This is a genomic window from Extibacter sp. GGCC_0201 (assembly GCF_017566055.1).
In the GTDB taxonomy this organism is placed as follows: Bacteria; Bacillota; Clostridia; order Lachnospirales; family Lachnospiraceae; genus Extibacter.
Window position 1 is genome coordinate 52823 of the sequence record NZ_JABFCH010000003.1, and the last position, 20038, is coordinate 72860.

Annotated in this window: 23 protein-coding genes; 1 reads left to right on the forward strand and 22 read right to left on the reverse strand. The window is 49.1% G+C overall.

Translation table 11 applies throughout. The annotated features are described in order from the left end of the window. Window positions 1-34: 34 nt before the first annotated feature. The 8 genes from HJV72_RS02770 to HJV72_RS02805 all read right to left on the reverse strand — a co-directional run bounded on the left by HJV72_RS02770 (window position 35) and on the right by HJV72_RS02805 (window position 8418). Window positions 35-610, reverse strand: coding sequence for a hypothetical protein (locus tag HJV72_RS02770; RefSeq protein WP_208068483.1), 576 nt, complete (start codon window positions 608-610; stop codon window positions 35-37). Continuing rightward, complete coding sequence (locus HJV72_RS02775) at window positions 607-1395, reverse strand: SDR family NAD(P)-dependent oxidoreductase (protein WP_208068485.1); 789 nt, start codon at window positions 1393-1395, stop codon at window positions 607-609. Before HJV72_RS02775 ends, HJV72_RS02770 begins: the two co-directional genes overlap by 4 nt. Window positions 1396-1406: 11 nt before the next feature. Further along, window positions 1407-3317, reverse strand: a complete 1911-nt coding sequence (locus HJV72_RS02780) for a YgiQ family radical SAM protein (RefSeq protein ID WP_208068487.1) — start codon at window positions 3315-3317, stop codon at window positions 1407-1409. Further along, window positions 3314-3985 carry an HAD family hydrolase gene (locus HJV72_RS02785; protein ID WP_208068697.1) on the reverse strand — a complete coding sequence of 224 codons (672 nt, stop codon included), beginning with the start codon at window positions 3983-3985 and terminating at the stop codon, window positions 3314-3316. Before HJV72_RS02785 ends, HJV72_RS02780 begins: the two co-directional genes overlap by 4 nt. Beyond that, window positions 3978-4706 (reverse strand): pseudouridine synthase, encoded by a 729-nt coding sequence (locus tag HJV72_RS02790; RefSeq protein ID WP_208068489.1) that lies wholly within the window; start codon window positions 4704-4706, stop codon window positions 3978-3980. The genes HJV72_RS02785 and HJV72_RS02790 overlap by 8 nt, the downstream gene beginning before the upstream one ends. Continuing rightward, window positions 4706-6088, reverse strand: a complete 1383-nt coding sequence (locus HJV72_RS02795) for an RsmF rRNA methyltransferase first C-terminal domain-containing protein (protein ID WP_208068491.1) — start codon at window positions 6086-6088, stop codon at window positions 4706-4708. Before HJV72_RS02795 ends, HJV72_RS02790 begins: the two co-directional genes overlap by 1 nt. A gap of 81 nt (window positions 6089-6169) precedes the next feature. After that, a complete protein-coding gene (locus HJV72_RS02800) occupies window positions 6170-6883 on the reverse strand; it encodes a M23 family metallopeptidase (RefSeq protein ID WP_208068492.1) in 714 nt (237 codons plus the stop codon). Between the two features lie 86 nt (window positions 6884-6969). Next, the gene (locus HJV72_RS02805; RefSeq protein WP_208068493.1) at window positions 6970-8418 is read right to left on the reverse strand and encodes an aminoacyl-histidine dipeptidase; all 1449 of its coding nucleotides are present in this window, start codon (window positions 8416-8418) and stop codon (window positions 6970-6972) included. A gap of 121 nt (window positions 8419-8539) precedes the next feature. Here HJV72_RS02805 and HJV72_RS02810 point away from each other — a divergent pair, with 121 nt between their 5' ends. Next, entirely contained in the window at window positions 8540-9469 is a 930-nt protein-coding gene (locus HJV72_RS02810) for a transporter (protein WP_208068494.1), read from the forward strand. On the opposite strand, the gene HJV72_RS02815 is transcribed toward HJV72_RS02810, so the two are convergent. The 14 genes from HJV72_RS02815 to HJV72_RS02880 all read right to left on the reverse strand — a co-directional run bounded on the left by HJV72_RS02815 (window position 9461) and on the right by HJV72_RS02880 (window position 20038). Further along, the gene (locus tag HJV72_RS02815) at window positions 9461-10093 is read right to left on the reverse strand and encodes an ATPase (RefSeq protein WP_208068495.1); all 633 of its coding nucleotides are present in this window, start codon (window positions 10091-10093) and stop codon (window positions 9461-9463) included. The two genes, HJV72_RS02810 and HJV72_RS02815, sit on opposite strands and share 9 nt — an antisense overlap. A 3-nt stretch (window positions 10094-10096) precedes the next feature. Further along, complete coding sequence (coaD, locus tag HJV72_RS02820; RefSeq protein WP_208068496.1) at window positions 10097-10585, reverse strand: pantetheine-phosphate adenylyltransferase; 489 nt, start codon at window positions 10583-10585, stop codon at window positions 10097-10099. Then, entirely contained in the window at window positions 10579-11148 is a 570-nt protein-coding gene (gene rsmD, locus HJV72_RS02825) for a 16S rRNA (guanine(966)-N(2))-methyltransferase RsmD (protein ID WP_208068497.1), read from the reverse strand. Before rsmD ends, coaD begins: the two co-directional genes overlap by 7 nt. Window positions 11149-11364: 216 nt before the next feature. Beyond that, on the reverse strand, window positions 11365-11571 hold the full coding sequence (locus tag HJV72_RS02830) for an alpha/beta-type small acid-soluble spore protein (RefSeq protein WP_040434586.1): 207 nt from the start codon (window positions 11569-11571) through the stop codon (window positions 11365-11367). Between the two features lie 99 nt (window positions 11572-11670). Further along, complete coding sequence (gene recG / locus HJV72_RS02835; RefSeq protein WP_208068498.1) at window positions 11671-13701, reverse strand: ATP-dependent DNA helicase RecG; 2031 nt, start codon at window positions 13699-13701, stop codon at window positions 11671-11673. An 82-nt stretch (window positions 13702-13783) separates the two neighbouring features. After that, window positions 13784-15454, reverse strand: a complete 1671-nt coding sequence (locus HJV72_RS02840) for a DAK2 domain-containing protein (protein WP_208068500.1) — start codon at window positions 15452-15454, stop codon at window positions 13784-13786. Between the two features lie 19 nt (window positions 15455-15473). Next, window positions 15474-15833 carry an Asp23/Gls24 family envelope stress response protein gene (locus HJV72_RS02845; RefSeq protein ID WP_208068501.1) on the reverse strand — a complete coding sequence of 120 codons (360 nt, stop codon included), beginning with the start codon at window positions 15831-15833 and terminating at the stop codon, window positions 15474-15476. A 129-nt stretch (window positions 15834-15962) separates the two neighbouring features. After that, window positions 15963-16151, reverse strand: coding sequence for a 50S ribosomal protein L28 (gene rpmB, locus HJV72_RS02850; protein ID WP_082912795.1), 189 nt, complete (start codon window positions 16149-16151; stop codon window positions 15963-15965). Between the two features lie 108 nt (window positions 16152-16259). Continuing rightward, the gene (locus tag HJV72_RS02855; RefSeq protein WP_208068502.1) at window positions 16260-17519 is read right to left on the reverse strand and encodes a DUF4234 domain-containing protein; all 1260 of its coding nucleotides are present in this window, start codon (window positions 17517-17519) and stop codon (window positions 16260-16262) included. 5 nt (window positions 17520-17524) lie between these two features. After that, a complete protein-coding gene (locus HJV72_RS02860) occupies window positions 17525-17932 on the reverse strand; it encodes a DUF2752 domain-containing protein (RefSeq protein ID WP_208068503.1) in 408 nt (135 codons plus the stop codon). Window positions 17933-17934: 2 nt separating this feature from the next. Then, complete coding sequence (locus tag HJV72_RS02865) at window positions 17935-18351, reverse strand: zinc-ribbon domain-containing protein (protein ID WP_208068504.1); 417 nt, start codon at window positions 18349-18351, stop codon at window positions 17935-17937. 90 nt (window positions 18352-18441) lie between these two features. Beyond that, on the reverse strand, window positions 18442-18585 hold the full coding sequence (locus HJV72_RS02870; protein ID WP_167482128.1) for a hypothetical protein: 144 nt from the start codon (window positions 18583-18585) through the stop codon (window positions 18442-18444). A 60-nt stretch (window positions 18586-18645) separates the two neighbouring features. Further along, window positions 18646-19053 (reverse strand): GerW family sporulation protein, encoded by a 408-nt coding sequence (locus HJV72_RS02875; protein WP_208068505.1) that lies wholly within the window; start codon window positions 19051-19053, stop codon window positions 18646-18648. Between the two features lie 22 nt (window positions 19054-19075). Next, complete coding sequence (locus HJV72_RS02880) at window positions 19076-20038, reverse strand: DUF2953 domain-containing protein (protein ID WP_208068506.1); 963 nt, start codon at window positions 20036-20038, stop codon at window positions 19076-19078.

Genomic DNA, 20038 nt, shown 5'->3' on the forward strand with positions numbered 1-20038 from the left:
TTCTGTTTAGGAATAATCCTTTCCGCGTTAAAATCTACATAGAAGTGCTTAGTATGGCGCTGCGTATCCTTTGTTCCAAATCCTTGCTGTCAGGCCTGTCGATGGCGGCGATGCTGTTCATCCCTTCCGCCCTGGTAATAAATGCCACATAGTCGCTGAATATCTTGACCGCCACCTTTTCTATGTGGTTCTGGCGCAGCGTCTCTTTTATATGCATTGCCGCCTTGGCCGCATCCGTCTTCGGGTTGGAAGCATATCCGCAGACCGTATTGCCTGAGATGACAATCGCATCCACCGGCATTATCTTCTCCTTGCTTGTGATGACCATATCATAAGCGGTCGTCAGCAGCGCTGCTTTTTCTTCTGTCTCTTTATATTTTTCGGAATCTATGGCTTTATACGGCGCGATCGCTATAAATTCAACCAGCATCTTCGAAGCCGGCAGACACCCAAGCACGGCAACCGCAGTCAGCAGATTCAGCTTCGTTCCCGTCTGGAAGTATCCAAGCAGCAGCAGAGCCGCCACGATTGCAAACTCCACAATCGTAAACATGAGCAGCTTCTGCTTCTGTGCTTTGATATATCCCGGCTGGCCTTTTTGTATCTTCATCGTATTCTTTCGTCTCCCTTATTCTGCTTTTTGCTGTCTGCCCTCATCAGCCGGATAACAAGCCTGTCAGGAAGCAGCCTGGCTGCAATCCTGGCTGCCTTCATAGCCGCTCCGTACACGGACGTCTCCCGTCTGTTCGCCGCGTCGGCAAGTGCTTTGTGTGCCACTTCCACGGGTCCGGACATAAATTTCCATTTCAAGCTGTCGCCGGTATTCCCCGCCCGCTCGAAAAAGGCCGTATCTACCGGACCAGGACATACCACAGTCGTTATGATTCCTCTGCTTTTCAATTCGCCGCCCAACCCTCTTGCAAAGCTGTATACATAAGATTTGGTAGCCGCATAGACGGCAAAGCCGGGCTGCGGAGCAAACGCTGCCGCAGAGGCCATCTGGATTATCCGGCTGCCTTTTGACATATATGGGATGCACAGGAGCGTCATCTTTGTCAAAGCCCTGCAGTTCAGATCAATCATGCCGGCCTGTGCAGGCACGTCGATATCGATTGCGTCGCCTATGGCACCGTATCCGGCGGCATTGACCAGCATACGTATGTCGGCTGACTGCCGTTCCAGTTCTTTTTTGATTCTATCGTATATATAATCCCGCGTCAAATCTCCGTCAAAAATACGCACAGGAAGAGGAAGCTCTTTAGCGAGCTCTTTCAGCTTATCCGTGCTTCTCGCGGCCAGCCATATCTCATCCAGCTTCCGGTACAGCTTCGGTATCTGTCTTGCAAATTCCCGGCCTAGACCGGAGGATGCACCTGTAATTAATGCAATTTTCATTGTTCTGCCTCCTATCCTGTTTTCTTTTTCTTATGGACATTACGAATGGTCTTTTTCTTTCTCGGCGTCCTGTTGTCCTGGCTTTTTCGTCCGCCCTCCGATGGAAAGGATTTCCCTCCATTAGGATGGCGCGGCCTTATCAGGCAGCGTCTGTCGTAACCTACCAGATCCATGCGTCCTGCTGTCTTAAGTGCCTCAAGGACGAGATCGTAGTTCTTCGGGTTCCGGTATTGGATCAAGGCCCGCTGCATCGCCTTCTCATGAGGATTCTTTGGCACATATACCGGTTTCATATCTCTCGGATCCACCCCGGTATAATACATACACGTGGCTATGGTAGACGGCGTCGGATAGAAATCCTGCACCTGTTCCGGCATATATCCTTGATCTCTCAGATATTCCGCCAGCTCCACGGCCTCTTTCATCGTAGAACCGGGGTGAGAGGACATGAGATACGGGACGAGGTACTGCTCTTTGCCTATTTCTTCATTTATCTTATTATATTTCCTGACGAACGCCTGGTACACGCTGTTCTCCGGCTTTCCCATCCTTGTCAGCACCGCGTCCGCTACATGTTCCGGAGCTACCTTCAGCTGCCCGCTGACATGGTGTCGGCACAGTTCCCGGAAGAAGGTGTCGTCCCTATCAGCCATTACATAATCGAAACGGATACCGGAGCGGATGAACACCTTCTTAACCCCCGGCAGTTCTCTCAGCTTTCTGAGCAGTACGGTATAGTCCTTATGGTCCACGTTCAGGTTGCCGCACGGCTTCGGAAACAGGCACTGCCTCTCCTTGCATACGCCGGATTCGAGCTGTCTGCTGCAGGAAGGGTGCCGAAAGTTCGCCGTAGGCCCGCCCACATCATGTATATATCCTTTAAAATCCTCTTCCCATATGAACCGGCCTGCCTCTGCCAGAAGCGACTCATGGCTTCGGACTTGCATTATCCTGCCCTGATGAAACGTCAGCGCGCAGAAATTGCAGCCCCCGAAGCACCCCCGGTTGCTCACCAGGCTGAATCTGACTTCCGATATAGCGGGTACTCCTCCGTCTTTTTCATAGACCGGATGGTAGGTCCTCATATAGGGATAGCTGTATACGCGGTCCATCTCCGGCGTGGACAATGGCCTGGACGGAGGATTCTGCACGACATACAGGTGCTCTCCATAAGGCTCCACAAGCCGTCTGCCTGAATAGGGATCAGTATTGCAATACTGCGTATAGAAGCTCCTGGCATAATTAAGCCTGTCTTGCTTCAGCTCTTCAAAGGATGGAAGGATTTCCGCATCGTACACGCTATCCAGATCTCTGACCTTGCACACCGTACCTGGAATATAGGTGATATCTTTGACATCTATGCCGGCATCGAGCGCTTCTGCTATCTCTATGACAGAGAGCTCGCCCATGCCATATGAGATGAGGTCTGCTCCGGAATCCAGCAGCACGGAACGCTTCAGCTTATCCGACCAGTAATCGTAATGGGCAAGCCTTCTAAGGCTCGCCTCGATTCCCCCTATGATAACCGGCGTCTTCTTATACACCTGCCGGATAAGATTACAATACACGGCGGTAGCATAGTCCGGACGTCTGCCCATCACCCCGCCCGGTGTAAATGCATCCGTCTTCCTCCTCTTCTTTGACACCGAGTAGTGGTTCACCATGGAATCCATATTGCCGGAGGACACGAGAAAGCCCAGTCTCGGTTCTCCAAATACAGTGATACTATTCTTATCTTTCCAGTCCGGCTGTGGTATGACCGCCACCTTATACCCATAAGCCTCGAGCGTTCTTGTTATGATTGCGTGGCCAAAAGACGGATGATCCACGTAAGCGTCCCCGGACACATAGACAAAGTCCGGCCGCTCCCATCCTCTCTCCTCCATATCCTGTCTGCAGATTGGTAAGAATCCTTTTCTCATGTCAATACCTCATAAGTTCCTTTACTGATGTCGTAATAGCTCTGTATGTAATAATCGGCCAGCTCTTTTTTTCTGGCTTCCTGGGGCCTGGAAAAATCATCATCCACCCCGCACACTTTCATTCCCGCCCGTTTGCCTGCCAGTATGCCCATCGGGACATCTTCAAAGACGAGGCAGCGCTGCGGCGGGACATGCATCTCTTCTGCCACGAGCAGGTACACATCCGGGGAAGGCTTCCCCTTTTCCACCTCGCACGCACTATGCACAGAATCGAACAGCGGGCGGATAGAATGGGCATTAAGCGCTGCATCCGCCAGCACGTTGGAGTTGCTGGTGGCAATACCGATTTTCATCCCCTGGGCGCGCATGTCCAGAATGAATTCATGAGCCCCTTCCTTCATATCTACAGAATGGATGTACTTGTCATATGTCATCTCCATCCATTCATCCATGACTTCATCCAGCGTCTGATCAAGACATGGGAAGATATCCAGAAAAAGCTGCGCCACTTCGATATAGCTTTTCCCTTCCATCATCTCATGAAAGTCTTCCGGCTTATCCAGATGATACTTGCGGAGGTAATCATCATCCACGGATGGCCATATCCACATGGAATCCAGAAGCGTACCGTCCATATCGAATATGATTGCCTCCATATCTTTAAGCATGCCTGTCTGTTTCATGTATCTCTCTTAGCTCCTCTTCTGTAAGTCTTCGGTACTCTCCCGGCTGCAGTGATTCGTCGAGGGCAAGGGGGCCCATCCGCTCCCGCTTCAGATAGGTGACTTCCTTACCTCTTGCCAGGAACATACGCTTTACCTGATGATATTTCCCCTCCTGTATGGTAAGCCTTACAGCCGACTTACGTCCACTGGATATGATATCCAGAACAGCCGGCTTGGTCCATTCTTCCAAAGCAGAATTCCCGATATCCATGCCTTCTGCCATGGCACGCACATCTTCTTGCGTAACTTCTCCTTTGACCCGGACATAATACACCTTATCGACATGTCTCTTCGGTGACAGCAGACGGTGGGCAAGCGCCCCGTCATTCGTGATAAGCAGCAGCCCTTCCGTGTCTTTATCAAGCCGGCCGACCGGAAAAAGGTCCTTCCTTCTCTTTTCTTTTATCAGGTCAATGACCGTCGTTTCACTTTGGTCCTCGGTTGCAGACACGACACCGGCCGGCTTGTTCAGCATATAGTATTCATACGCTTCATAATCGATCCGGCTGCCACCGCAGCATACTGCGCTATCCTCGTCCACTTTGTATTCCGGAGATCTGACGACGGCTCCATCTACCGTAATCTTCCCCTTCCGGATATATTTCTTCACTTCCTGCCGTGTTCCGATGCCCATATCCGCCAGATATTTATCAAGCCTTATCATCAGCACAGCCTCCATCCGGGAAGATACTTATTCTTTAGGATTCCTCCTGAGAGCTTGCCCCACCCGAGCGGATAGCCATCCACGCAGATAAGATGCCAGCCTTTGCTTTTGCCTGTCCCCATACCCTCAGTATCGACCGTCTCCCCTTTCAGATATCTGGAAACCCGCTCATCCTTTGCGGAAAGATCTATAGTATGCTCATAGTCTCCTTTTTTCATGTACATAGCCAGTGCCTGGCTTGGTTCGAAGCGATTCTTCTTAAGTTCGCCCATAAGCAGGCCCGTCCTCAGAAAGCGGATTCCTCTCAGGTCTGGAAGCCCTTCCGGCATGTAATAGATACGTTCTCCTCTTATATCTATCCTGGTCCGGTCCAGCTCCCACGATACGTTCTCCATGAACGCTTCCAATTCTGCAGGCAGTTTTATACGGCTTCTCTTGAGGGGTGAGAAGCAGTCCTCCCTGCAAATGCCTCCGTCCTTTCTAAGGAGCGCAAGGTAATGCCCCTCTCCTTTCATATGATGTGGAAAGATACGAACGGTTTTTGCTATTGCGGGATCCTTTGTCTCCGTCAGTTCCGGGCGTCCGGGACGAAACCCTTCATACTGCTCCATATCCACAATCTTGAATTCCGGGCGGTTCTTCAGCAGATATGCCACCGCCTGCTCATTCTCTCGTCCGTCAAACGTACAGGTAGAATACAGCAGCAGTCCTCCAGGTTTCAGCATATCGGCAGCCTGGACGATGATACTTTTCTGGATGCCGCTGAAATATTCCGGCCCGTGCTCTTCCCAAGCTTTAACCATTTTCTTGTCTTTACGGAACATACCTTCCCCGGAACATGGTGCATCGATGAGTATCTTATCAAAATACTCCGAAAAGTATCCGGACAGCTTGCCAGGCTCTTCGCTCAGTATAAGCATATTTCCGATTCCAAAGACTTCGATGTTCTTCAACAGGCCTTTCGCTCTTGAACTGCTGATATCGTTGGCGGCAAGCACGCCGGTATCCATAAGCTTTGCGCCAAGCTCTGTCGCTTTTCCTCCGGGCGCGGCACACAGATCCAGCACCTTGTCCCCCTGTTCTACGGGAAGCCGGCTGGCCGGCGTCATCGCACTTGGTTCCTGCAGGTAATACAAACCTGCAAAATAGTATGGGTGCCTTGACGGGGACACTGCCTCTCCGTCATAGTAGTATCCATTTGAAATCCACGGAATAGGCGTGATGTCAAACGGACATATCCTTTCAAATTCTTCTACCGTAATTTTATTCGTATTGACGCGAAGTCCATAGTATCTTGGCTCATCGTAGCATGCTATATAGTCAGGATACTCGTCTCCAAGCAGTCCCTTCATCTTATCTTCAAATGCACAAGGCAGATTCATGTCGTAATTCCTCCATATGTAGTTACAATTTAAATTATCTGTACATACATAGTTTAGTATAACATATTCGTTATCATAACTCTAGGAATATGAATATTTTAATTTCTTCTTTTCAAGCGACAGAAGGACATAGTATGGATTGACGCTGATCTCCTCGCCCGTCTCATAAGAGTAGATTCCAAAATGCAGGTGCACATCAAACTGTCCGGTCGTTCCTTCCTCACCATATCCGGAATCTCCCATATATCCGATGAACTGCCCCGCCTTTATCTTGTCGCCTTTCTGTATGTTGCCATAGGAGTCGAGATGCGCGTAGTAATAATATGTACCACTATCCGAGGTGATTCCGACGCGGTAACCCCCTTTCTCCAGCCATCCAAGGTTCGTAACCGTCCCGTCTGTCATGCTGAGTACCGGATAAAGTCCTCTCTCATTCTTTACAGCCATGATATCTGTGCCTTCGTGTCCGCTCGTTCCGTTATATTTCCGCTCTGCCATCCATGTGTCTACAAAGGATACGGTCAGCGACTTATCCACAGTGGATTCGGGAATCGGAAAATAACTCGCTTCGTTTTCCACATTTTCAAGCAGATTTCTGCATCCTTTGGAAAGCTTATCCTTATCCCTACGCATAGCGTCAGAGTAAAAATCAGCGCGGTATTCCAGGTTCGCTATCGTCTCTTTTTGCATCCTGTTGATGACTGCACGGTTATATATATGTCCGGTAAGAAGGACGGTAGAGAATGCCGTGATAAACAGGACCAGAAGCATCTTGCCAGGTCTCATACGTTTCATAAAATATCCTTTTTATTTTAATATATGAAAAAAGAGGCCGTCCCAAGACTAATTCTTTGGGACCGCCTCCTGACGCCTGTTCCTGTTTATTTACACTTTGCGAGCACTGCCTGCAGATATTTCCAGGTGCGGGCCGTGGACTCTATGCCGAGGTGCTCATTAAAGGAGTGTACATCCATGATATCCGGTCCGACTGATACACAGTCGAGATCCGGCTTCTTGCCAAGGAAAAGGCCGCATTCCAGTCCTGCGTGCACGGTTGTCACTTCCGGCGCTTTTCCAAACATGTCCTCATATACATCCTCCATGATGCGGCGGAGTTCTGAATCCGGGTTGAACTGCCATGCAGGATATTCGTTAAAGCTCTTCCCTTCGCCTCCTGCTGCTTTTGCACATGTTGCCAGCAGCTCTTTCATCTCCTGCTTTTTGCTCTCCACAGAGCTTCTGGCCAGATATACCGTCTTAACGTGATCGGCTGCCGTCTCTATGATGCCGATGTTCATCGACGTCTCTACAAGGCCTTTTAGCTTTCTGCTGTATCCCTGAACGCCGAACGGGCACATGACAAGATAGGATATGACACGTTCTGTACTGGCCTTGTCACATACGTCTACAGTGGAATCTGCGGATGCATCTGCTTTTACCGCAAGCCCCGGCTCATCTCCCATAAACTCATTATCCCAGACGGCTTTCATTTCTTCTGCCAACGCTTTTACTACAGCGGCATCTTTGTCTGCCACGAGGATTTCCGCAGTGGATTCCATGGCAATCACGTTGTCTTTGGAACCTCCGTTTATCTCTGCCAGAGCTATCTCTATCGTCTGTCCGATGCGGTTTAGAAGTCGTCCCATCATTTTGTGTGCATTGCCGCGCTGCTTATGTATCTCAATTCCTGAGTGTCCGCCCTGGAGGCCGTGGATTTTGAGTGTAATGACTGTACCTGTCTTCTTTTCCCTGTGGATTGGAATGACCGTCTCATAACGGAATCCACCGGCACATCCTGTCGTCAGTATCCCTTCTTCTTCCGAATCGATATTGATCAGCTTCCTCCCCTTCAGTACAGACAAGTCGATAGCCATGGCCCCACCCATGCCTACTTCTTCATCTGTAGTAAATACTGCTTCAATGGGAGGATGGGGTATATCGGTACTGTCCAGAACAGCCATCATCATCGCCACGGCGATACCATCGTCCCCACCTAATGTGGTATCTTTTGCCCTGACGTATCCGTCCTCTACATACAGTTCAAGCCCTTCCCTTGCAAAATCGTGGGAAGACTCCGGCCTTTTCTCACACACCATATCCAGGTGCCCCTGAAGGATGACAGGCTCGCTGTCTTCGTATCCTTTCGTACCTGGTTTTCTGATGATTACGTTGTTTGCATCGTCCTGAAAGACTTCAAGCCCACGCTCCCTGGCAAAGGCTGTACAGTGGTCGCTGATGCGTTTCGTGTCAAATGTGCCGTGCGGAATCTGGCACAGCTCTTCAAAAAATTGAAATACTTTCTTTGGTTCCAGCTGATCTAATACTGCCATATTACTTTAACCTCTCTTCATTAGACTTTTATTTCTATCTTACATTCTGTCACAGTCATCATAAAAAATCAACCATATCCATACAATAAAAAGAAAGATTCTTGAATGGATATCAACACGCATGAAACGTCGATTTTTTAAAGTTCTGATTATAGGTGTGTTCGGTCTGATGCTCGTGTTTCCAAAGCCTGTGTTCAAAGGTGCCAGTGCAGGGATTCTGCTCTGGTTTAACATAGTCCTTCCCACGCTGCTTCCCTTTATCATCCTGTCCAACCTGCTGATTGGAACGAATGCGGCGTCCCTCATTGCCCGTGTTACAGGTCCCCTTTTCTGCCGACTTTTCCGCGTATCCGGATACGGTTCTTATGCAGTGCTTACCGGCTTCATGTGTGGTTATCCGATGGGAAGCAAAGTGACTGCAGATCTGCTGAACGGCGGTTACATATCCAGAGAAGAAGGACGATACCTCCTCTCCTTCTGCAACAATACGAGCCCGATGTTCATTATAAGCTATGTCATCTGGCAGAATCTGAAAGAGGAGCCGCTCACGCTGCCCGCTATCCTCATACTCACGATCTCCCCATGTATCTGCAGCTTCCTGTTCAGACGTTATTACCATATTAGCGGGCATCCTGACGGCCAGGACTTTCATGTCCCTTCCCCGAAAGCATCTTCCGCAGGTGTCGTGGACGACAGTATCATGAACGGCTTTGTGACGATTACCAAGGTAGGCGGCTATATCATGCTGTTTTCCGTACTTATAGCACTTGCGGAACTGATTCCGCTCCATCATCCGGCACTTACGCTTTTTGCCCTTCCGTCGCTGGAAATCACGAACGGAATCCCTATGATTTGCAGAGCCTGTTCTGACCCAGGACTGTGCTTCATCCTCACTATGGGGCTTACTTCCTTCGGGGGATGGTGCTCTGTGGCCCAGACGCGGTGCATGGTGCAGGAAGCCGGGCTCCCCATATTTCCTTACATAATAGAAAAGCTGATTACCGCGGGGGTAACCAGCCTGTTGGCCTGTGGCTATGTCGTTCTATTGTAGCAAATCCTCATCATCCTCTATCTGGAGCTCCTCTACCGGTTCGTCCGGCGCTCCGTACTCTGCTTCCAGCGTCCGCGCAGACTGTTCCGGGACATCCAGCTCGGAGCGGTTGTTGCGTACCATATCGTAACACTCCTGCAGGGAATTGACAAGTCCGTCATATTTTGTCGTGTAGCTGTCCAGCGTATGGCCGATAATGCTCTCCGCATTTGCGAGCAGATCGTCTGTATACTGCATCGCTCCGATACGGATATCGTTGGCATCGCTCGTGGCGTTGTCGAGAATCTCCTGCGCCTGATCCGTGGCTGCAGTTACAATCTCATTCGCCTGTGCATAAGCCTGCTGCATAATCTCATGCTCGCTGACAAGCTCGTTCGTGTGTATCTGCGCCTCCTCAATCATGCTGTCCGCCTTCGCCTGTGCATCGGCAAGAATTGCATCCTTGTTCGCGATAATCTTCTGATACCGCTTAATCTCATCCGGCGTCTTCATGCGGAGTTCTCGCAGAAGCTCGTCCATCTGGTCTTTATTGACTATGATCTTGGACGTTGACAGCGGCTGGAACTTACAGCTGTCAATGTATTCTTCAATTTCTTCAATAATCTGTTCAATACGGCTGCTCATAATTTACACTCTCCTTCTGTTCATTTTCTCTCGCATCGTGTCTGCCACCAGATCCGGCACGAACTGAGAGATATCCCCTCCAAAAGCTGCCACTTCCTTTACGGTGGTAGAACTCAAATATGAATAATCGAGGCCTGTCGTCAGAAAGACGGTCTCTATCTCCGGTTCCAGCTTATGGTTCGTCTGGGACATCTGAAGCTCATATTCAAAATCAGTTATGGCACGCAAACCGCGGACTACCATCGTAGCCTCCATTCTGCGTGCAAATTCCACCAGTAAGCCATCAAACGGTATGATAGTTACATTTGGCATTCCTTTTGTTACTTCTTTTAACATTCTAACACGTTCTTCTGCGGAAAACAACGGGGTTTTTGCTTTATTGTTCAGGACTCCGATGATTAACTCGTCCACCAGTTTTGCGGAACGCTCGATAATATCCAGATGTCCATATGTAACCGGGTCAAAACTGCCCGGGTATACCGCTCTTAACATATCTCTTTCCTCCCTGCCGGTTCTATGAATACATGCTTGTTCGTCTTATATTCTTTCGTTTTAAGAAGCGTAAATCCAAGATCTTCCAGATAATCAAATTCCGTCTCCTTAGAAGCTTCCACGATAATCACGCCTTCATCCGCAAGCAGCTCCGATTCTGCAAGATATCCGAGCACCTTCTTTTCAAGCAGCTTGCCGTAGGGAGGATCCATGAAGATAAAATCAAACTGCTTGTCACCTTCCAGCTTATAAAGCGCCGTCATCACATCAGCGGACATCGTTGCTGCCTTGTGGGCAAGCTCCGTCCTCTTAAGGTTCTCCTTGACGCACGCCATGGCCTTCGGATTCTTCTCCACGAATACAGCCTCCATCGCGCCCCTGCTGAGCGCCTCGATGCCAATCCCTCCGCTTCCCGCAAACAGATCGAGAAAGATGCAGTCATACAGATAGGGAGCGATCATATTAAATAACGTCTCCTTGATCCGGTCCGTCGTAGGTCTCGTATCCATACCGTCGAGCGTCTTAAGTTGTAACCGCTTGGCACTGCCTGCAATGACTCTCATATACACAACCCCTTATACTCGTTATAACATTTCCTGTCTATTATAAAGATTCGACCGAAAAAAGTCAATTGGGGACAGGGATATTTTAATTGGGGACGGGGGAAATTCGAATTTCCCCCGTCCCCAATTAAAATATCCCTGTCCCCAAAGAAAAAAGCACCCAACAGGTGTTATTTCAACCTGTCAAGTGCTTTTTCTAATCATTTAATCTGGTTGTTATTTACCAGCCATCTGTTTTTCTTGCTGCTCGATCATTTTCTTAACCATATAACCACCAACAGAACCATTCTGTCTTGATGTCAGGTCTCCGTTGTAACCCTCTGTTAACGGTACTCCTAATTCGTTTGCAACCTCATATTTGAATTTGTCCAATGCACCCTTTGCTTCAGGTACGGCTGCTCTGTTAGATGAACGACTTGCCATTGTTATACTCCTCCTTTTCGTATCTTATCGAGCATTTGGATGCTCGATAATTGTTTGTAACTTTTTTGTTTTTTGTTACAACGATAGTATATGGAGGATTTATATTATTACACTAGAAGTTCCTTCATATTTTGGCATTTTTTTCATCCATTCATTTTTTGAATCCAAAAGCAGGTCCGCCGCTTCGTTTGCCTTCTGCAGCAGCTTCGCATCCTGGTATACGTCCCCGAGCCTGAAGTCCATCAGGCCGCTCTGGCGTATACCGAACAAGTCTCCCGGTCCGCGCAGCCTCAGGTCTTCGCTGGCAATCTTAAACCCGTCATTTGACTCGTTCAGTATTTCGAGACGCTCCTTCGTCTCCTTAGATCTGGAGGCGCTCATAAAGATACAGTAGGACTGGTGCTTCCCGCGCCCGACACGCCCGCGCAGCTGATGAAGCTGTGCCAGGCCGAAGCGTTCTGCATTTTCCACGAGCATGACAGTGGCATTCGGCACGTCGATTCCGACTTCGATGACCGTCGTGGATACGAGGACCTGAATCTCGTTACTGCCGAACCGTTCCATGATGTCATCTTTTTCCGCCTGTTTCATCTTGCCGTGGAGGCAGGAAACGGACACCTCTTCCCCAAGCTCATCCTGTAGCATCTGGGCATAATCCAGGACATTTTCCACCTCAAGATGTTCGCTCTCCTCCACCATCGGACAGATGACGTAGCACTGCCTCCCATCCTGCACCTGCTTCTTCATGAATGCATACGCCGTCTTACGGTAGCCGGTGTCTACGACGCAGTTCTTGATCGGCAGCCTGTTTGCAGGCAGTTCATCTATCACGGATATATCCAGATCCCCATATAAGATGATGGCAAGGGTTCTCGGTATCGGTGTGGCACTCATGACAAGGATATGCGGCACGCCGCCCTTTCGGGCGAATGCCTCCCGCTGCTTGACCCCGAACCTGTGCTGTTCATCTGTCACGACCAGTGCAAGATTCTTATAGTTCACCTTTTCCTGAATCAATGCATGCGTTCCTACGATAATCTGGACTTCGCCGCTCTCTATCCGTCCATACGCTGCACGTTTTTCTTTCGCGGTCATTGATCCGGTGAGAAGCTCCACGCTTATTGCAGCCCCGTACCGGTCAAATAATTTCGTGATGGATTCGTAGTGCTGCCTGGCGAGCACCTCCGTCGGCGCCATAAGCGCTCCCTGGCAGCCGGAAAAAGCAGTATCCATCAACGCCAGGACCGCCACTATAGTCTTGCCGGAACCCACATCTCCCTGCACGAGACGCGACATGGCCGTACTTCCCGCCATATCTGCCGCAATCTCATCCGCCACCTTCCTCTGCGCACCTGTCAGCTCATAGGGAAGCTGTGAGAGAAATGTCTCTGTCCCGAGAGCTTTCCTGACCGGATAGTGGTTCTGCTCTTTTTCGTTACTGTCTTTCAGCTTTCGCAGCGATAGGATAAATTCCAGAAACTCTTCAAATACGAGCCTTTCTCTTGCATGATAGAACACTTCTTTATCTTCAGGAAAATGTATGCCACGTATGGCATAATTGTACTCGGCAAGTCCATATTTCAGCCTAATCTCGCCCGGCAGCGTCTCTTTAGAGAGGTCCAGTTCCGTAAGTGCCTGCCGCACCGCCTTCATGACGCTGTTATTGGACAGCCCTGCGGTCAGCCCATAGACCGGCTGCAGCGTGTGGAGCTTCTCTTCGTACCTGGCACTCGGGTAGAAGATCTCAGGGTGTTCCATGACGATGCCGCTTTTCCGGTTTACAATCCTGCCCCTCAGCGTTATGACCCCTCCCTTTCCGAGGGTATTGCGCAGGAACGGCATGCGGAACCAGATGACCTTCAGCGTACCGGTGATGTCCTTGACGTAAATCGTCGTGATCTGCATATTCCGGCTGCCGGATACCTGCACCCTGCCAAATATCGCCCCTGTCACCGTCACGACACGCCCTTCTGAAGCCTCGCTGATCGGAATCGGCTCATCATAGACATCATATCCCCGGGGATAGTAGCGTATCAGATCTCCTACCGTAGCAATTCCAAGCCGTCCAAACAGCTTCTCCGTCTTTTCACCTATTCCTTTTAATTCGCTTATTTTTGTCAATTCAACCATAATTGCAATCCTTACTATGCTTTTAGACAGAAAAGAGACAGACCTCTGCATGCACAGGGCGTCTGTCCCCTCTTCCTCTATCTTATTCTACAGCCAGCACGTAATAATATATCGGCTGCCCGCCGAAGTGTGCATCCACATCTACATCCGGATATAATTCCTCTATCTCTTCGGTAAACCGTTCTGCATCTTCTCTCTTCACTTCCTCGCCATAGTAGAGGCTGATCAGTTCGGAATCGTCATCTACAAGCTTGACAAGCATCTCTCGGGTCGTCGCTTCCACTTCCTGGCCTACCGCCAGGATGCCGCCGTCTCCGATTCCCATGATGTCCCCTTCATGAATCTCCTTGTCATCAATGCGGGTATCACGTACGGCATACGTCACCTGCCCTGATTTGACGTTCTTAATCTCTTTCAGCATCGTCTCCTCATTGGCGGCCGCGTCTGCTTCAGGCATAAAGTTGATGACCGCGGTAATCCCCTGCGGAACCGTCTTTGTCGGTATCACTATGATATCTTTGTCCTCAACAAGAGCTTTCGCCTGGTTCGCGGCAAGTACGATATTTTTGTTATTCGGCAGTATGAATACCGTATCCGCGTTCACCTGTTCGATGGCGTTGAGCATATCCTCCGTACTCGGATTCATCGTCTGTCCGCCTTCGATAATATAATCGACGCCAAGCTCTCTGAAAATTTCATTCAGGCCCTCTCCAATGGAAACAGCGATAAAGCCCATCGGCTTCCTGGGCGCGGCATTCTTTTTCGCCGCCTCTTCCTTCTGCTGCTTTGCAAGATTCTCGGCATCCCGGATCAGCTTCTCCTGGTGCTCTTCCCTCATATTGTCTATCTTCATCCGAGACAGCTGTCCATAAGTAAGGGCACGCTGTATCGCCAGTCCCGGGTCATTCGTATGCACATGAATCTTGACGACATCATCGTCAGCCACGCAGACGATAGAATCTCCAATAGAAGACAGATATGTTTTGAACCCGTCCTCATCCTCTTCGGAAAACTCTTTTTCCGTCAGTATGATAAATTCCGTACAATAGCCAAATTTAATATCTTCCGCTTCCTGTGATACCTTTGGCGCAGTCACGGTCACCTTGCCGGGCTCGATAGTGCTGTAGTCGATCTCTTTGCCCTGGAATGCATCATAAGCGCCTCTGATTACCTCCAGAAGGCCTTGTCCGCCGGAATCCACCACGCCGGCCTCCTTTAGCACAGGAAGCATATCCGGCGTCTTCTCCAGCACCTCTTCCGCATGCCTGATCACTGCCGGTATAAAGATTTCCAGATCGTCGGTCTCCTCCGCCATCTCTGCCGCCTTGTCGGCAATACCGCTTGCGACCGTAAGGATGGTTCCCTCTTTTGGCTTCATGACCGCCTTATATGCCGTATCTCTCGCCCTTGCACATGCCGCGGCAAGTCCAAGCGCGTCTATTTCTTTTTCTTCACGGATAGACTTGGTAAACCCGCGCAGAAGCTGTGACAGGATGACACCTGAATTCCCTCTCGCCCCACGCAGGGAGCCGGAAGAGATTGCCTTAGCAAGGTCTGCCATATCTGGTTTCTCAAGTGCAGTCACTTCCCTCGCAGCAGACATGATCGTAAGGGACATGTTCGTCCCGGTGTCTCCGTCCGGTACCGGAAATACGTTCAGTTCATTGATATATTCTTTCTTCGCCTCAATATTCTGTGCTCCAGCCAGAAACATCCTGGCAAGCATATCCACATTAATAGTTTTTGTAGCCACTTCTTATGTTCCTCCTTAACTAATCGATGACTCTGACGCCTTCAATGTAGATATTGATCGTATCTACCGGCATTCCGGAAAACTCTTCCACCTTATATTTTACATTGCTGATAAGATTTTCCGTCACGGCTGAAATACTTACCCCATAAGCGACAATAATATGGAAGCTGAGCGTAATATGATTCTCTTCTGATATGCTCACCTGGATACCGTGTGTCAGGCTTTCCTTCTTCAGAAGATGGACAAAGCCATCTTTCATATTGACTGCAGCCATCCCTACGATTCCAAAACACTCCACAGCCACGGTCCCTGCATACTTCGCAAGCACTTCAGGATCGATGGTGATGATACCAAGATCCGTACTCATACATCCCTTCATATTAAAAACCTCCAATTCTCTAAATTGAAAATGCAATATACAAGCTTAACAAAAATATTATACTATTAATTCCCTTATTTTACAAATAAAAAACCCAGATTCCACAAGAAATCTGAGTTTTAACTTTCATTACGCACGTTCAACTCTGCCTGATTTCAAACAAGAAGTACAAACATACATTTTCTTTGTAGCTCCGTTTGCTGTTTTAACACGAACTGATTTCACGTTTGATTTCCACATCTTTGGTGATTTTCTATGAGAGTGGCTTACGTTGTTTCCAAAGTGAGCACCCTTTTCACAAATAGCACATTTTGCCATGACTGCACCTCCTAACGCTCATAATAAGTCCTTTTCCGAACTCGCAACACTGATTATTTTACCAGATGTATACAAGAAAAGCAAGTACTTATTTTGATTTTCTGCATATTATTTTTTCAATTTATCCAGCATCTGCGGATTGCGCTGCAGCACGTACAACAGCATCGGAAGCAGGCTCACGACAGAGACGAACAGCGTGAAGAAGCTGTATATCCCGGGGAAGCCCCAGTAACGGAACTGGGTAAACAAGGTAACCACTCCCGTCAGCAGCGTAATGCCGAATATGATGATGACTGCGGCAAGCAGTACGATATCGTACCGCTTTCCCGCAAGTTCCATAACGAGGCATCCAGCCGCGGCCAGTGCCGCAAGCGCCAGTATGACAGAACAGAAATTGTCAAATGCCGAATAATAATCCCATATCCAGGAATAGCTCGTATACGGCGTGATTCCGGACACACGTATGCCGGACAGGAACAGCAGGCCAAAATAGGGAATCAGAGGAACGATCTCGTACTGCCTGTATTCCCGCCTGTCCAGAAAGCATAATACGCCAAACACAGCGATACACAGAGCCGGAAGCATATATTCTATCATGGAGAACATGGTGAAGAATTCAGCACCGCTCCAGAGTCTGTCTATCACGAGCAGAACTACAGCCACAGCCGCCACGATTGCGGTCAGCCGCCCTCCGGGCAAGGAACCCAATATGTCGGCACCGGCCTGTCTGCCCCCCTGGGTGCTGCCGGCGTAAGCTGCTTGGCCGGAATAGGCCTGTGATCCGGCATGGCCGGCATCTGCCGCGCGTTCATTCCTAGCCCCGCACTGGGGACAGAACCGGTCCGTCACATACATCTTCTCCCCGCATCTTGCACAGAAGCAGCCAGTCTTGTCTTCTTTCTTGTTATCCACCGTGCCCGCAGACGCGCCGTATGGCGTCTCCTTATGGGCTGTCCCGCCGTACGGAGGAGGTGTTGGCCCGCCGTTCTGACGGTTATATGCATCAGCAATAAGATTGGCATTCTTGATAAGCACGTTGAACGATAGGAAGCTGCCCACGAAGCAGATCAGGCAGCCGACGAGATACCACATCAGGAATTCTCCTCCGCCTTCCGCTATTGCAACTCCATATCTCGGTCCTGCCTTTCTGAGACGGTTGGCCTGCTTATAGAACCAGTACAGCCCATATATGCCGCACGTGATGACGGACAGAAGAAGCACCAGTATATAGTTCATGCTCTCTTCCCCATCTCCCCGGCACATCGCATTGACATCTTCCGTATAGGAATACCAGAAGAATATGCTGTATATGCCACATGTCAAGAATGTCAAAATAATATATGTAGCCAGACTTCTTTGCTTTATCATATGTTTTACCCTCGTATTTCTCTCATTATTTTAAATATCAGCCCGTCATCCAGGTCTATCTTAATGATACCGTCCGCCTGAAAGGCGATGCGGTATACATATACCGCCAGCAGCAGAATGAGAAGCAGGCCTCCCAATACTCTGGCCGTCTTCTTTCCCATTCTGAACCGTTTTGGCAGCACATCCTTGTGAAGGATATACCAGATGGCGAATCCGGTCGGCAGAAGGAGCGGATGATAAGAGAAGGAAGCCCTGAAGTCAAGGCTCACCATGCTCTTGAACGCCCTTGTCATCCCACAGCACGGGCAGGGGATACCAAACAGATACTCCAGCGGACACCTCCAGACAAAAAGGAGGAGCACAAGCAGACCGCTGATTATTACAAGGTGACGGACAATAATCTTTCTCTTCATCACTACCGTACTTTCGTCCCGCACTGGTTGCAGAATACCATATCCTCCGACAATGTATTCCCGCACTTCGGACACTCATTATTGACAGGGGCAGGGGCATCGGCAATCCTGTTGTCTCTATACTTAAGTTCTTCCTTAAGCTGCGTTATGAGCGTTTCCTTTTCTTTCAGCTCCTGTTCCAGCGTATGTATGCGCGCTTCCTTCTCAGCCAGATCTTTTCGCTGCTTGTCCGTTTCGTTTTTTACATATGCCCGGATTCCGCCAAGCAGGCCTTCCAGCCCGTCCTTACACGCCGCGGCCTCTTCTGTCTGTACGCCTGCCCTTTCCACTTCCGGCAGACTGCCCATTTTTGCTCCGCAGTAGGTACAGAACACGGAACCTTCCCGCAGCTCGCTGCCACATTTTAAACATTTCATCATCTGCATTCCCTCCTGTTCATTCTTATGTATGTCAAGAAACATAAAAAGTGCAGTTTCTGCCATGACAGCATCGCCGCACTCTCTAAGACGCTATTCTTTGCCGCAAAACAATTCATACCCCACCAGCGCACATATTATGGCACATATCAACTCTATCAACGGATGCCTGACAAGTATTGTAAATATCATACCTACTGCCAGACACAGCAGGGCGAATCCCACTACTCGTTTCATTCACTAACCTCTGCACCAATTCTCACTATATTATATGCACGCTCTCAGGAAACGAGACTGTTAGCCGGCAATATCCTCAGCGTCCCCGGCACCATCCAGTATATCCTCCACATCCTTTTCCGTCATCTTATCTTCCCCTTTTGATCCAAACTTATCTATGACGTCAGGAATCATATCCAGTATCTTTGTCATCGTATCCTGGTTCTTGATGTTGACAAGCTTCGTATGTCCATTCTGGATGACGAGCACCGCGCATGGCGTCATCTTCCCGCCGATTCCGCCGGCCCCTCTTTCTTTCCTGTCACCGTTAAAAGCCCCGGCTCCCACCGCAAACGATACGTCAACAAGAGGCAGGATAATCGTGTCCCCTATGTGAATCGCATCGCCTACCACCGTTTTTGACGAGATTACCCCGTCCATTCCGCAAAATAGCGCTTCTACCGTTCCTTTAAAATTATTTTCAGCCATGTCCGTTTCCTCCTCAACAATACTATAATTCAAAACTTCTAATGTGCTTATACGTGGCGCGGACTTCCCTGCACCAGAACAGCCTCCATAACAGCAATACAAAATGCAGTACACGCACTTTGCCTTTGACGAACAGCGTGCCTTCCAGTATCTTCTGCTCAAAATCCGGAACAATCTCCGTGTCCCTTCCCATGAAAGGATATAGGACGCCAAGCCCCGCCAGAACTTGTCCGGTTCTGTACGGATCTTCAAACCCATAGTGTATTTTTGCTCTTACCGTCTTCGGCTTCAGCCGTCTCAGAAGACGGAATGCTTCCTTTTTCACTTTGGCAAATGCCGTCTTATGGATATCATCCAGAATAAACTCACTGAGCTTTTCCTTTTTCTCTGATAACGCCTTTATTTTATCACATAATCTTTGAATTGTACATTTTATCTTACGGAATGTCTGCCTGCATTTTTCATAGAGATTTTCAGATTTCCCATGCTTCTTGCCAGAACCGGTCTTTTCTTCCCGAGCATCTTCTGCAGTTTCTTCCCGCTTCGTCTCAACTCTTTCAGGTAATCCGGGTTCTTTTTCATCTTTTTTTTGAAGGCCAGGATGCTCTTTAGCACCGCGTCCACCTGTTTCTTCCGTCTCTTCCAATATCTCTTCGTATTCCGTTTCATCTGTTTCCACTTCCCCTTCAAACTTTTTTATGTCGTCTGCATCCGCCTGCTCTTCTCCTGCCATCTTCTTGAAAAATATGCGCAGATTCCAGTCAAACTTATTCCCGCGGTACGACGCCGTGAATCTGATCAGGTGCATAAGCCACGTACATGTCATATCTGCCTGAAGACTGTCGGACGTCCCGCCTGAAGCTGCCTCGATGCGGTATCTGAAGGGCACAAAAAGCACAATGCAAACCAACAATACAAGTATCCCCAGTATTGCGGCTATTATGATTCCTATGATCTTCAAGATAAGCAGTATAATATGTAGCAT

Bases quoted from the DNA above. Each gene is read 5' to 3' on its own strand.
- HJV72_RS02770 (WP_208068483.1), bottom strand. From the start codon at position 610: ATGAAGATACAAAAAGGCCAGCCGGGATATATCAAAGCACAGAAGCAG.
- HJV72_RS02775 (WP_208068485.1), bottom strand. From the start codon at position 1,395: ATGAAAATTGCATTAATTACAGGTGCATCCTCCGGTCTAGGCCGGGAA.
- HJV72_RS02780 (WP_208068487.1), bottom strand. From the start codon at position 3,317: ATGAGAAAAGGATTCTTACCAATCTGCAGACAGGATATGGAGGAGAGA.
- HJV72_RS02785 (WP_208068697.1), bottom strand. From the start codon at position 3,985: ATGCTTAAAGATATGGAGGCAATCATATTCGATATGGACGGTACGCTT.
- HJV72_RS02790 (WP_208068489.1), bottom strand. From the start codon at position 4,706: ATGATAAGGCTTGATAAATATCTGGCGGATATGGGCATCGGAACACGG.
- HJV72_RS02795 (WP_208068491.1), bottom strand. From the start codon at position 6,088: ATGAATCTGCCTTGTGCATTTGAAGATAAGATGAAGGGACTGCTTGGA.
- HJV72_RS02800 (WP_208068492.1), bottom strand. From the start codon at position 6,883: ATGAAACGTATGAGACCTGGCAAGATGCTTCTGGTCCTGTTTATCACG.
- HJV72_RS02805 (WP_208068493.1), bottom strand. From the start codon at position 8,418: ATGGCAGTATTAGATCAGCTGGAACCAAAGAAAGTATTTCAATTTTTT.
- HJV72_RS02810 (WP_208068494.1), top strand. From the start codon at position 8,540: ATGAAACGTCGATTTTTTAAAGTTCTGATTATAGGTGTGTTCGGTCTG.
- HJV72_RS02815 (WP_208068495.1), bottom strand. From the start codon at position 10,093: ATGAGCAGCCGTATTGAACAGATTATTGAAGAAATTGAAGAATACATT.
- coaD (WP_208068496.1), bottom strand. From the start codon at position 10,585: ATGTTAAGAGCGGTATACCCGGGCAGTTTTGACCCGGTTACATATGGA.
- rsmD (WP_208068497.1), bottom strand. From the start codon at position 11,148: ATGAGAGTCATTGCAGGCAGTGCCAAGCGGTTACAACTTAAGACGCTC.
- HJV72_RS02830 (WP_040434586.1), bottom strand. From the start codon at position 11,571: ATGGCAAGTCGTTCATCTAACAGAGCAGCCGTACCTGAAGCAAAGGGT.
- recG (WP_208068498.1), bottom strand. From the start codon at position 13,701: ATGGTTGAATTGACAAAAATAAGCGAATTAAAAGGAATAGGTGAAAAG.
- HJV72_RS02845 (WP_208068501.1), bottom strand. From the start codon at position 15,833: ATGAAGGGATGTATGAGTACGGATCTTGGTATCATCACCATCGATCCT.
- rpmB (WP_082912795.1), bottom strand. From the start codon at position 16,151: ATGGCAAAATGTGCTATTTGTGAAAAGGGTGCTCACTTTGGAAACAAC.
- HJV72_RS02855 (WP_208068502.1), bottom strand. From the start codon at position 17,519: ATGATAAAGCAAAGAAGTCTGGCTACATATATTATTTTGACATTCTTG.
- HJV72_RS02860 (WP_208068503.1), bottom strand. From the start codon at position 17,932: ATGAAGAGAAAGATTATTGTCCGTCACCTTGTAATAATCAGCGGTCTG.
- HJV72_RS02865 (WP_208068504.1), bottom strand. From the start codon at position 18,351: ATGATGAAATGTTTAAAATGTGGCAGCGAGCTGCGGGAAGGTTCCGTG.
- HJV72_RS02870 (WP_167482128.1), bottom strand. From the start codon at position 18,585: ATGAAACGAGTAGTGGGATTCGCCCTGCTGTGTCTGGCAGTAGGTATG.
- HJV72_RS02875 (WP_208068505.1), bottom strand. From the start codon at position 19,053: ATGGCTGAAAATAATTTTAAAGGAACGGTAGAAGCGCTATTTTGCGGA.
- HJV72_RS02880 (WP_208068506.1), bottom strand. From the start codon at position 20,038: ATGCTACATATTATACTGCTTATCTTGAAGATCATAGGAATCATAATA.